The organism is Candidatus Palauibacter scopulicola, assembly GCF_947581915.1.
Classification (GTDB): domain Bacteria; phylum Gemmatimonadota; class Gemmatimonadetes; order Palauibacterales; family Palauibacteraceae; genus Palauibacter; species Palauibacter scopulicola.
On the sequence record NZ_CANPWG010000006.1, the window covers coordinates 1 to 11,461 of the forward strand.

The following is an 11,461-nucleotide window of genomic DNA, read 5'->3' on the forward strand; positions in this document are numbered from 1 at the left end:
TGTCCACCCTCCACCAGTTGTCCCCCGCATGGAAGGCGGCGCTCGCCGTCTGTGAAATCGCCATCGTCGTTCTCTTTACGATCGAGTACGTCGTGCGGATCGTCGCGGCCGAGAACAAATGGGCCTATGTCCGCAGCTTCTACGGCATCGTCGACCTCGTCGCTTTTCTTCCGTTCTACCTCTCGCTCCTGTCTGTCGGAATCGACCTGCGGGCGGTTCGCGGACTGCGGTTGCTCCGCGTATTCCGGCTCTTCAAGATCGCGCAGTACAGCACGGCCATGACGCGGTTGCTGACCGCCGTGAGGTACGCCCGCAACGAGGCGATGGTGTTTCTCTTCGCCACGCTGGTTCTGCTGTATATCGCGGCTCTCGGCATCCATCACTTCGAACACGAGGCCCAGCCCGAAAAGTTCGAATCGGTGTTCCACAGCCTGTGGTGGGCGGTCGTGACACTGACGACGGTGGGATACGGGGACGCCTACCCGGTCACCGTGGGCGGCAGGATCTTCACGTTCATCATTCTGATCTGCGGGATGGGGATCGTGGCCGTGCCGGCCGGGCTGGTCGCGACCGGCATGTCGCGAGCGATGGACGATGAACGGCGCGCCCGGCGGTCCGAGCCCGAGAGTTGAGCCAGGCGCGTTGAGCCAGACGCGTTGAGCCAGGCGCGTTGAGCCAGGCGCGTTGAGCTACGCGCCGAACAGGGGGATGCGGAACACGCGCGCGAAGATCAGGATCGCGCACAGGCCGGTGAAGATCAGCAGGCTCAACCCCCCGAACCAGCGCGCGAACCAGGACGGGTAGAAGAGATCGTCCTCCTTCGGGATCACCTTCAGGCAGAAATAGAGGTTGAAGAAGTAGATCACGGGCGCGACGAAGAAGGCGAGCGCCGACGCGACGAGCACGAGGAACACCGGGCGCGGGTCGAACGTGATGTAGAGGACCGAGGCGATGAGCGAGTAGAACATCGTCATCCGGTAGATGTTGTACTCGGAGTTCCAGGTCCGCCGCCGTTCCGGATCGGCTCGATCCTCGGGCGATATCCCGTTCAGGCGCGCCGTCGGGCGGAAGAGGTTCCGGCAGCAGGCGCCGACGATGCGGGGCCATCCGTCGAAGTAGTTGAAGGCGGTGGAATAGGTGGCCGCGAGGGCGCCGAGCATGAAGATCATCATCATCCCCGGTCCCACGCTGAGCGTGAAGATGCCCGCGATCTCTCCCATGACGGCGCGTCCCTCGATCGGACTCGGATAGAGCCACACCGCGGCGAGCAGCACGAAGATCGCCGCGAGCACGAAGGAGACGACGTGCCCGGTCCGGAAGTCCCACAGCCCGATCCGGAACCAGCGCCGGCAGTACTCCCGCGCGTGCGGGGAGAGCCGCGAGGTATCGACCGTTAGGTCGGAGGCCGGCGACGTGAAGGGGTCGAAGCGAGGCGCGAGGCCCGTCGCCTCGAGGTGCGGGCGGACGTTGCTCATGCCCGCGCGCTTCGCCTTCCCCCACTCCGACGCCTGCAGCGAGACGTCGATGCCGGTGGGCAGGAGGCCCAGAAAGCCCGCGATCACGAGCCACGACCCGTCCGGGATCTCGAAGAGGAAGAAGTTCCCCATCTCGGCCAGCGGCGCCGGCTGGACGATGTAGACGGCGACCGACGAGAGGACGAGGACGCCCGCGAGCGCCTTCGTGGTGTTCTCCACGGCCTTGTAGCTCCCCCGCAGGATGATGGCCACCGAGACCACGCCGAGCAGCGCGGCGTACGCTTCGAGCGGGACGGGAAGGCCCAGGTATTCGCTGAACAGGTAGTAGAGGACCGCGGCGGCCGCGATCAGACGCCCCGCCTGGCCGATGGCGCACTGGATGAGCGTCGTCACCATCACGTACCAGAGCGGCCACTTCCAGCGCGCCGTGGCATAGGCCTCGAGGAGACTCTTCCCGGTGGCGTTGGTGAACCGGAAGGCCATCTCGAACCCGTAGTACTTGAAGACGTACGCGACGGGCAGGCACCAGAGGAGGGCGTAGGCGAAGCGCCCGCCGGCGGTGGGCGCGGTCACGACGTGGCTCGTGCCGATCCCCGTCATCATGAGGATCAGCCCGGGCCCGAAGTGGGCGAGCAGATCGCGCGGCCGGAGCGACGGGAGGGTGAAGTCCTCCGGATTCAATCCGTCGTCGGCCATCGATTCGCGATCGGACATTCGTGTCGTGTTCCCCCGTTCAGGGACCACTGCTTCACGCCCTTGCCTTTCGGGCCGGACCCGGAAGGTACAAGGGACATCGCGCCCTGCCGAGAGGGTCGGCGATCCGTGCGCGGCCGAGGCTCAAAACGTTCCCGCGGGAACGTGGCCGAAAACGTTGCGGGGAAAAGCCGCAGTGGAGCTGCAGTGGAACGGCGCCGGGATCGGGCCTATCGTCCCTGGTAGCCACGGGCCGCCAGACCGCTGAAGACACGCGCGGCCCAGCGAAGCGGAGGTGCGAATGTCTGCGACCCATCCCCCGGTGCGCCGCATCTGCTGCGCCCCGACCTTGACGCTGACCTTGGCCTTGGCTTTAGCCGCGGGTTGTGCCCCGGAACCCGCCGCCGACGCGGACAACCCCTTCGTCGGGGCGTGGTCGCTCGCCTCGTGGGAGAGCCGCACCGCCGCCGGCGAGGTGACGCTTCCCTACGACGGAAATCCCGCCGGGCAGATCGCCTACACGGCCGATGGCCGCATGTCCGCGCAGTTGATGCAGGTGGGGCGGGAACTCCCCGCTGCCGCGGAAGCCACCGGACAGGAGATGCGCGACGCGATCCTGGGCGGCTTCTTCTCCTACTATGGGGACTACACCGTCGACATGGAGGCGGGTGTCGTCACGCACCATGTGGAGGGCGCGCTGCTGCCGAGCTGGGTCGGCTCGGACCGGCCCCGCGCGTTCACCTTCGACGGGCCGGACCGGTTGATTCTGAGCACCGAACCGGACCCCGCGCGCGGCGGAGGCGCGGTGGGAACGCTCGTCTGGGAGAGAGTTCGAGGACAACGATGAAGAAATGGCTGATCGCGGCCGTCGCGTTGACAGCGGCGTGCGGAGGAAGCGGTCCGGACGAGCCGGCGGATCTCGTCCTCATCAACGGAGACGTGTACACACTCGACGAGGCGCGGCCGGAGGCCGAGGCGATCGCGGTCCGTGGCGAGCGCATCGCCGTCGTCGGGTCGAACGCGGAGGCCGAGGCGCTGGTGGGACCGGACACGCGCGTCATCGACCTGGATGGCGCCTTCGTCTCGCCCGGCTTCAACGACGGCCACGTGCACGTCGAGAGCACCGGGGCGCTGATCGTGGGCGTGAACCTGCTCGAGGTGCACGAGCCGGAGGGCTTCCGCGAGGAGATCGCGCGCGCGGCCGAGCGCCTGGCGCCCGGAAGCTGGATCACGCGCGGCGACTGGGGCGCCTACGAGGAGTGGGAGGTCGGATCGACCGGCCGCGAAGGGGAGGAGGGCGCCGCGGAGGCCGGCGCGGAGGCCGCCGCTGCGAGTGCCGGCGGGCCGTTCACGCCGCACCGCGACCTCATCGACGACGTGACCCCGAATCACCCCGTCCTCGTGAACCGCTTCGACCGTTTCGTCTACCTCGCGAACAGCCTCGCGCTCGACATGGCGGGCATCACCGACGCCACGCCGTCGCCGCCCGGCGGCATGATCGCGAAGGACGCGGACGGCCGGGTCACGGGCATCCTCACGGGCTCGGCCGTCAACCTCGTCCGGGCCGCCATCACGCCGAAGTCGTTCGAGCAGCGCCTCACCGAGGTCCGCGCCGTGCTCCGGGAGGCCCGCGAGGGCGGCGTCACGACGATCCAGGACATCACCACCTCCGAGCAGTTCCGCGCCTACCAGGAACTGCACGCCCGCGGCGAGCTGACCGCCCGCATCAACATCCGCCCCTCGCTCGACAACGTGACCCACACTGGCGGGCTCGGGATCACCCGCGGCTTCGGCGACGACTGGCTCCGCTTCATCGGCTACAAGGCCTGGGTCGACGGGATCATGGGCGGCTCCAGCGCGATGTTCTACGAGCAGTACGACCACGCGCCGGGGAACTTCGGGATCGTGCGCCAGATCATGCTTCCCGAGGGAATCGACGGCCTCGCCCTCTCCCTCACCCGCGGCCAGAACTATGCCGAGTTCCCGCAGGGGAACCTCCAGCGGCTCATGGAGGAGGCGGTGCCCACCGGCCTCCCGCCCCACATCCACGCCATCGGCGACAAGGCGGTGAAGATCCTGCTCGACCTGTTTGAGGCCGTGTTGAGCGAGCACGACATGATCGAAGTGGATCACCGGTGGCGGATGATCCACGCACAGGTGGTGGAGGAGGCGGACTTCCACCGTTTCGGCGAACTCAACCTCGTGGCGGAGGTGAACCCGTACCACATCTCCGACGACATGCGGTGGATGGAGGAGCGGATCGGCGGACGATCCCGCGGCGCCTACGCGTTCCGGTCGCTGAAGGACGCGGGGGCGGTGCTCGTGTTCGGGAGCGACAGTCCCGGGACGAACGCGGCCCGCTACTTCCTCCATCCGAGGTACGGACTGTACGCGGCCGTGAGCCGGCAGACGCTCAGCGGCGAGCCGCCCGAGGGCTGGTTCCCGGAGCAGCGGCTCACGATCGAGGAGGCGATCGAGGCCTACACCCTGAACCCGGCCTGGGCCTCGTTCGAGGAGGACATCAAGGGCACGCTGACACCCGGCAAGCTGGCGGACATCGCCGTGTTCGACGTGGACCTGGTCGACGCCGGCCGCAACGATCCCGCGCGCCTGCTCGAGGCCGAGGCCCTGTACACGATCGTCGGCGGCCGCGTCGTCCACGAACGCATGTGATATCTCGCCACTCTTGAGTTGGATATACTAATGTCCATACATTGTATATCCGTGACGGCGACCACGGAGGGCCGAGTGAGAAGAAGGGGCGCAGTGAGAAAAACCAGCGTGGAAATCGACGACGGGCTCATCGAACAGGTGCGAATCCTCCTCGGGACGTCCTCCATCAAGGAGACGATCGACTCCGCGTTGCGCGAAGTCCTGCGGCGGGAGGCGCGACGCCAGGAGATCGAGGCCCTGGCGACGATGGACGGGCTCGAACTGTCGAACGAGAAGGTTATGGCCGGCGCCTGGCGTTCCTGAACCGGTCCACGTCGAACGCGAGTGGCCTACCTCATCGACAAGAGCGCGCTGGCCCGCATGGCGCATCCCCGGGTCCACGCACGACTCACGCCGGTCATCGAAACGGGCCAGGCCGCGACTTGCGCCATCATCGACCTCGAGGTGCTCTACTCCACCCGCAATGGCGAGGAGCATGCGCGAGCGCGGGCCCGGCGTACGCTGGCGTACCGTCACGTGCCACTCACGGAAGCGATCTTTCAGCGAGCCATCGCAGTGCAGGGACTGCTCGCCCGGCGGGCGCAGCACCGGGTGCCGATCGCCGACCTCATCATTGCCGCCGCTGCCGAGGCCTCGCACCTGACCGTCCTCCACTACGATGCGGATTTCGACACGATCGCGGCCGTCACGGGGCAGGTAACCGAGTGGGTTGCCCCACGGGGTTCTCTATAGCCGGCGCCGTTTGAGGCTGTGTTGAGCAGGCACGCCATGATCCGGGAGGATTACAGCTTTACGGGCCTGCGAGCCCACAATAGGTTGACGCACAGAGGGATAGGTGGAGGCGCGGGGGATCGAACCCCGCCGGTGGAGTGTCAAGCCCGCACCGGGTACACCAGTACCGCCCCCGCCGAACCCTCTTTCGAGGGCTCTGACGCAATTCTCCGGTACGGGCACATCCGGCTATCAAGACGGCTTGGAGGTGACTTCTTCAGGCGTCGAGGAAGCGCCAGCTTTCGTCGGTCCGTGGGAGCTCGCAGGCGGTCTGCTTGCCGAACCAGCGGTAGCGGTTGCGGGCTACGAAGCGGTAGACGAGGTCGCGCAGCGGGGCGGGGATCACGAGGAGGACGGCCGCCAGCGGCCACGCGCGGTCGAGCCCGGCCGCGATGCGCAGCGCCGCTCCGCTCCTGGCGTATGTGCGCCCGTTCGCGACGAGGACCAGGGATTCAGGCGGCTCTGCGGCTTCCGGCGGCGGCTCGCCCGGTCCGGGTGTCTCGACCCCGTTCCCCGCGAGGAACCGGCGTCCCACGTCGGACTGGAGCGCGGCGAAGCGGAAGCGGCCGCGCCGGTCGCGGCGGATGATGAAACGGACGGCGCCCGCACACAGGTTGCAGACGCCGTCGAAGAGGACGATCGGACCCTCCGGACCCGGATCGTCGGTCCGGGGGCCCCGGTCGCCGGTTCCAGCCGCCTGGTTCACGGCACGAGGCGGGGTCTCGCCATGTTCTTGAGCAGGAAGAGCCCGTCACCCGTCCCCGTCACCGCGATCGTCCCGCTCTCGAAGTAGGGGTAGTTGCTCCACGACGCGCCCCCCTGGTAGGGCGAGGTGTCGAAGAAGCCGATCTCGACCGGGTTCTCGGGGTCCGAAATGTCGAGGACGCGGAAGCCCGCGGAGTAGTTCGACTGGTACATGAGGTCGCCGACGATGTAGAGGTTGTGGTCGGTGGCCGTCGTCTCCGCGATGTACTCGGTGACGAGGATCGGATCGTCGAGGTCCGTCACATCCCACACCAGCGTGCGCGTCCCCTCCACGAGACCCTGCGGCTCATCCCCCTCGTCGTTCATGTAGAAGTAGCGGTGGTCGTCGGTCAGCCAGCCCTGGTGCGCGTAGGCGACGTTCGGATAGTCGATCGTGGCGAGGCCGACCGGCGCATCCTTGTCGCTCACATCCGCGATGTTGAACGCCGTCTCGTTCGAGCCGAGGCAGATCTCCTTGCCCGCGTGTTCGGTGTCGGGGCCGCGGTAGATGACGCACTGCGCATCGTGCACGTAACCCGTGCCCCGGCGTCCCGTCCCCTCCTGCGCGAAGCAGCCGGCGAAGACAGGCTGGGCCGGCTCCGTGAGATCGATCATGTGGAGGCCGCCGCCGCAGGTTTCGCCTCCGCCGCTGTTCCCGACGGCATAGGCGAAGCCGGTCTCCTCGTTGATGACGATGTTGTGGGCCGAGTGAATCCCGTCGTAGAGGAACGTCTCCCCGAAGGTCACGGGTTCCGCGCCCACGTCGCGCAGTTGCCGCAGGTCGAACACCTGCACGCCGTGCTCCAGCGCCGCGTCCGCGACGATGTAGGCGTGGTCGCGGTACACCTTGATGTCGCGCCAGATCATGTGCCGCGAGCCCTCGGTGGCGGGCAGGTCGCCGAGGAAGCGCGGGTGGTACGGGTCGCTGACGTCGACGAACGACGTGCCGTCCGTACGGCCGACGATCGCGATCTCGCGCCCCGTCTCAGGGTCGGTCCAGCCCCAGATGTCGTTGACGCGCGTGGCGCGGGTGCCGCCGAGATCCTTGATCGGCATGAAGGCGGTGATGTTCACGTCCCGGCACTCGAACACATCCGCGTGCCCCTCGCTGCACTCGATCTCCTCACCTGCGATCGCGGGGAAGCCGCGGTAGTCGTTGACGAGCGTGCCGCCCTCCTCCCAGGTGCCGGCGGCGGAGCGCTCGTAGACGACGGCGGCGCCCGCCCCGGAATCCATGCCGGTCGCGCCGACGACGAGGTGGCCGCCGGATTGCGCCGCCGCGCCGGCGAAGCCCGAGCGCTCGCCGAGCGGAGAGCGCAGGAGGATGGAGGCCTCGCGCCACTGCCCCTCGGCGTCGCGCCGGTAGGCGTACAGCGTGCCGGCGCCCATGCCGCTGCCCGGCGCCCCGATGAGGATGTCGTTGCCGTCAAAGCCGAGCGAGGACCCGAACTGCGCGTTGGGTTCGGGCAGGAGCGGGCCGAGGCGCGCCTCCATCGCCCAGCCGTCGGCGCCCCGCGAGAAGGCGAAGACGGCCCCGCCGCTCTCCCTGAGGGTCGGGGCGCCGACCAGCGCGAAACCGTCGCGCACCGCGAGCGAGGCCCCGAATCCGCTGCGCTCCTGGAGCGACGGCGCCTCGAGCGTCCCGGTCGCCGTCCACGATCCCGAACTCCCGCGCGTGAAGACGAACACGACGGGCGCCGCGTTGGCGGACTCCCGCGTGCCGACGAGCAGCGTCTCTCCGTCGAGGGCCAGCGCCGCGCCGAACCCCTCGGTCGCCACGCCCTCCGCGCGCCGCAACGCCATGCCCGCGGAGGCGGACCCGTCGGGGCCCAGCGTATACGAGAACACCGCCCCCCGCCCGTCATCCGCCGCGGGAGAAGACACGATCGCGACGCCCGCGGCCAGCGCGATGGCGCTCCCGAACGCCCGCGCGCCCTCCGGCGCATCGAGCCGGGCCGTCCGCTCCCAGCCGCCCGTCCCGTCGGACCGGAACAGATAGACCGCGCCCGCCCCGTCCGCCTCGAGCGGCGCGCCCGCCCACAGCCAGTCCCCCTGCGCGGCTACCGCCCGTCCGAACCCGTCCGGGACCCGCACCTGATCGGAGACCGTCACCTGCCCCGTCTCCGCCCAGCCCGAGGCCGTCAGGCCGTAGACCCACACGATGCCGGACATCGTGCCGTTGCCCGCTTCGCCGACCAGCACCTGGTCGCCGCTCACGGCCAGCGCCCCGCCGAACTGCTGCGCGCCCACGACCGCCGGACCCGCCAGCGCCAGCCCCGCCGCCAAGGCCAGCCCCGCCGCCAAGGTCGGACCCGCGAAGAAAAGGGTTCGCCGCTTCATGAGGTTCCCTCCCGGAATTTCGTCCAATGCAGTTCACGTCCCAACTGCTTCCAAGCTGCGACGGTCCCCGGCAGACACGCCAGCCGTGGCGGTTTCGCGGGCCGCGTTGTCCGGCGTACGTTAGAGATCTGCACATACCCAGCTTTTGCAGGAGGTCATCATGCTTCGTGCCGCCCGCTTCGCTTCCGCGAGCCTGCTTCTTCTCCTCTTCGTCGGTCTTGCGCCGGTCTCGGCCCAGAACGGCGACGGGATGAGGACCCTCTCCCTCGACATGTACATGGACTGGGAACGGGTCTCGAACCCCCAGATCTCCCCCGATGGCCAGCACGTCGTGTACACGCGCGGCTGGATCGACCAGATGAACGACCGGTGGGAGTCCACGCTCTACATCATGAACGCCGACGGCACCCGCAAGCGGGAGCTGATCGACGGCTCGGGCGCCATCTGGTCTCCGGACGGCACGCGCATCGCCTACACGGCGTCGGGCGACCCGGAGGGCTCGCAGATCTGGGTCCGCTGGATGGACGCGGAGGGCGCCACGACCCAGGTCACGCGGGTGGAGCACTCGCCCGGCAGCCTGCGCTGGTCCCCGGACGGGACCCACATCGCCTTCAGCATGCTGGTGGAAGACGCGGAGAGCTGGCCCATCGACCTGCCGAGCCGGCCGGAGGGGGCCAACTGGACGGAAGGCCCGAAGATCGTCACCCGCATGGACTACCGTCAGGACCGCCGCGGATACGTCGACCAGGGGCACTCCCACGTCTTCGTCGTCCCGGCCGATGGCGGCACGCCGCGGCAGCTCACCGACGGCATGTGGAACCACGGCAACCCCCAGTGGAGCGCGGACGGGACCGAGATCTACTTCTCGTCGCTGCGGGAGGAGGACTCCGAGTACAACTGGCGCGAGTCCGAGATCTACGCGGTGAACGTCGCCTCGGGCGCGATCCGGCAGCTCACCACGCGGCACGGGCCGGACGGGGGCGCCTATCCCTCGCCCGACGGCAGCCTCGTCGCCTATTCGGGACAGCCCTGGAACGATGACACATACCGGAACTCCCACATCTACGTCATGAACCCGGACGGCTCCGGCGTGCGTCAGATCTCGGGCGACTTCGACCGCGGCATGCGGGGGAGCCCGCAACTCATGTGGGCGCCCGACGGGAGCGGCGTCTACTTCAACGTGAACCGCGAGGGCACGCGCAACCTGCACTTCGCCTCCGTGGATGGCGGCGTGACGCAGGTCACGAGCGGCAACCACCTCCTCAGCCTCAGCTCCTTCACGGACGACGGGAAGGCGATGGGCACGCTGACCGAGCCGCACGGTCCCGGCGACGTCGTCTCCTTCGATCTCGACGACGGCGGCAACGTCATGCAGCTCACGAACGTGAACGACGACGTGCTGGCGGGCGTCACGCTCGGCGAGGTCGAGGAGATCTGGTACAAGTCGGTGGGCGACTGGGACATCCAGGGCTGGATCGTGAAGCCGCCCGACTTCGATCCGTCGAAGAAGTATCCGCTCATCCTGTCGATCCACGGCGGACCGCACGGGATGTACAACACCGGGTTCAACTTCGGCTGGCAGGAGCACGCCGCGAATGGCTACGTCGTCGTCTACACCAACCCGCGCGGCAGCTCCGGGTACGGCACGGACTTCGGGAACGCGATCAAGAACGCCTATCCGTCGCAGGACTTCGATGACCTGATGGCGGGCGTGGACGAGGTCATCGAGCGCGGCTACGTCGACGAAGACAACATGTTCGTGTACGGCTGCTCCGGCGGCGGCGTGCTCACCTCATGGGTCGTCGGCCACACCGACCGCTTCCGCGCCGCCTCGGCGAACTGCCCGGTCACGAACTGGCTCTCCTTCGTCGGGACGACGGACGGCCCCGGCTGGTACCGCAACTTCGAGCACTTCCCGTGGGACGATCCCTCCGAGCACCTGCGCCGCTCGCCGCTCATGTACGTGGGCAACGTGACGACGCCGACGATGCTGATGACGGGGGAGATGGACCTGCGGACGCCGATGCCCCAGACGGAGGAGTACTACCAGGCGCTCAAGATGGAGCGGGTGCCGACGGCCATGATCCGCTTCCACAACGAGTGGCACGGGACGAGCAGCACGCCGTCGAACTTCCTGCGCACGCAGCTCTTCCTGCGCACCTGGTTCGAGAAGTTCGGCACGCACGACGACGACACCACCCGCGCCGTCTCCGACGACGCCAGCTCCTGACCCGCCGGTTCCTGACCGACGACTGTGACGGGCCGGGGCGCCAACCGCCCCGGCCCGATCAGGGTCCCAGCGCGCCGACCGGGATGACGCTCACGCCATCCGGCCGGCGGTAGCCGAAGGGGCTGCCCGTAATCACGCCCAGCGCCGCCGGTTTGGCGATCTGCAACGTCTACGATCGACGTATTGCAACGCCAGCAATCGTAGTTTTGCAACATCCGTGGTCGATGTTTTGCAACCGGAAACGGCATTTACTTCCTGGTCGCCGGCGTTCCCGCGGGAACGTCCTGGTCGTCGATATGGGTCGAGACCCGTTGAGAGCGCGTTGAGACATGGCCCGAACATTTACCGAAGATCGGGGTATCAGTGCGTACCCCCTTGGAACCCTGAGATTCGGATGAGAACGCCATGCATGTGACGCCCGACACCCCCGACGCCCCGAACGCTGACGGGTCGCACCCTGCCGCCCTGGCCGGCGACCCCGTCGGCGACGCGATCGCCGAACTCTGCGCCCATCTCGACGCCGGCCTGTACCGGC

Annotated in this window: 9 protein-coding genes; 6 read left to right on the top strand and 3 right to left on the bottom strand. The window is 68.3% G+C overall.

What is annotated here, in order from left to right:
• Window positions 1-632, top strand: a 632-nt coding sequence (locus tag RN743_RS00470; RefSeq protein ID WP_310775115.1) for an ion transporter, incomplete at its 5' end; no start/stop codon positions are given.
• 57 nt (window positions 633-689) lie between these two features.
• On the opposite strand, the gene RN743_RS00475 is transcribed toward RN743_RS00470, so the two are convergent.
• On the bottom strand, window positions 690-2,189 hold the full coding sequence (locus RN743_RS00475) for an Nramp family divalent metal transporter (RefSeq protein WP_310775118.1): 1,500 nt from the start codon (window positions 2,187-2,189) through the stop codon (window positions 690-692).
• A gap of 280 nt (window positions 2,190-2,469) precedes the next feature.
• On the opposite strand from RN743_RS00475, the gene RN743_RS00480 reads away from it, so the two are divergent.
• From RN743_RS00480 to RN743_RS00495, 4 genes are all read left to right on the top strand, one after another.
• Window positions 2,470-3,015 (top strand): lipocalin-like domain-containing protein, encoded by a 546-nt coding sequence (locus RN743_RS00480; RefSeq protein ID WP_310775120.1) that lies wholly within the window; start codon window positions 2,470-2,472, stop codon window positions 3,013-3,015.
• The gene (locus RN743_RS00485; RefSeq protein WP_310775122.1) at window positions 3,012-4,841 is read left to right on the top strand and encodes an amidohydrolase; all 1,830 of its coding nucleotides are present in this window, start codon (window positions 3,012-3,014) and stop codon (window positions 4,839-4,841) included. Before RN743_RS00480 ends, RN743_RS00485 begins: the two co-directional genes overlap by 4 nt.
• Window positions 4,842-4,916: 75 nt before the next feature.
• Window positions 4,917-5,144 carry a type II toxin-antitoxin system VapB family antitoxin gene (locus tag RN743_RS00490; RefSeq protein WP_310775124.1) on the top strand — a complete coding sequence of 76 codons (228 nt, stop codon included), beginning with the start codon at window positions 4,917-4,919 and terminating at the stop codon, window positions 5,142-5,144.
• A gap of 21 nt (window positions 5,145-5,165) precedes the next feature.
• Window positions 5,166-5,573, top strand: a complete 408-nt coding sequence (locus tag RN743_RS00495) for a PIN domain-containing protein (RefSeq protein WP_310775126.1) — start codon at window positions 5,166-5,168, stop codon at window positions 5,571-5,573.
• Between the two features lie 256 nt (window positions 5,574-5,829).
• Here the strand turns inward: RN743_RS00495 and RN743_RS00500 are convergent, their stop codons facing one another.
• Both RN743_RS00500 and RN743_RS00505 read right to left on the bottom strand, forming a co-directional pair.
• Window positions 5,830-6,318, bottom strand: coding sequence for a DCC1-like thiol-disulfide oxidoreductase family protein (locus RN743_RS00500; RefSeq protein ID WP_310775128.1), 489 nt, complete (start codon window positions 6,316-6,318; stop codon window positions 5,830-5,832).
• Window positions 6,315-8,696 (bottom strand): choice-of-anchor B family protein, encoded by a 2,382-nt coding sequence (locus RN743_RS00505; RefSeq protein ID WP_310775130.1) that lies wholly within the window; start codon window positions 8,694-8,696, stop codon window positions 6,315-6,317. Before RN743_RS00505 ends, RN743_RS00500 begins: the two co-directional genes overlap by 4 nt.
• 160 nt (window positions 8,697-8,856) lie before the next feature.
• Between RN743_RS00505 and RN743_RS00510 the strand changes: the two genes are divergently transcribed.
• Window positions 8,857-10,926, top strand: coding sequence for a S9 family peptidase (locus tag RN743_RS00510; protein WP_310775132.1), 2,070 nt, complete (start codon window positions 8,857-8,859; stop codon window positions 10,924-10,926).
• Window positions 10,927-11,461 lie beyond the last annotated feature (535 nt).

Excerpts from the sequence above, each read along its gene's own strand:
- RN743_RS00475 (WP_310775118.1), bottom strand. The coding sequence starts at position 2,189 with ATGTCCGATCGCGAATCGATGGCCGACGACGGATTGAATCCGGAGGAC.
- RN743_RS00480 (WP_310775120.1), top strand. The coding sequence starts at position 2,470 with ATGTCTGCGACCCATCCCCCGGTGCGCCGCATCTGCTGCGCCCCGACC.
- RN743_RS00485 (WP_310775122.1), top strand. The coding sequence starts at position 3,012 with ATGAAGAAATGGCTGATCGCGGCCGTCGCGTTGACAGCGGCGTGCGGA.
- RN743_RS00505 (WP_310775130.1), bottom strand. The coding sequence starts at position 8,696 with ATGAAGCGGCGAACCCTTTTCTTCGCGGGTCCGACCTTGGCGGCGGGG.
- RN743_RS00510 (WP_310775132.1), top strand. The coding sequence starts at position 8,857 with ATGCTTCGTGCCGCCCGCTTCGCTTCCGCGAGCCTGCTTCTTCTCCTC.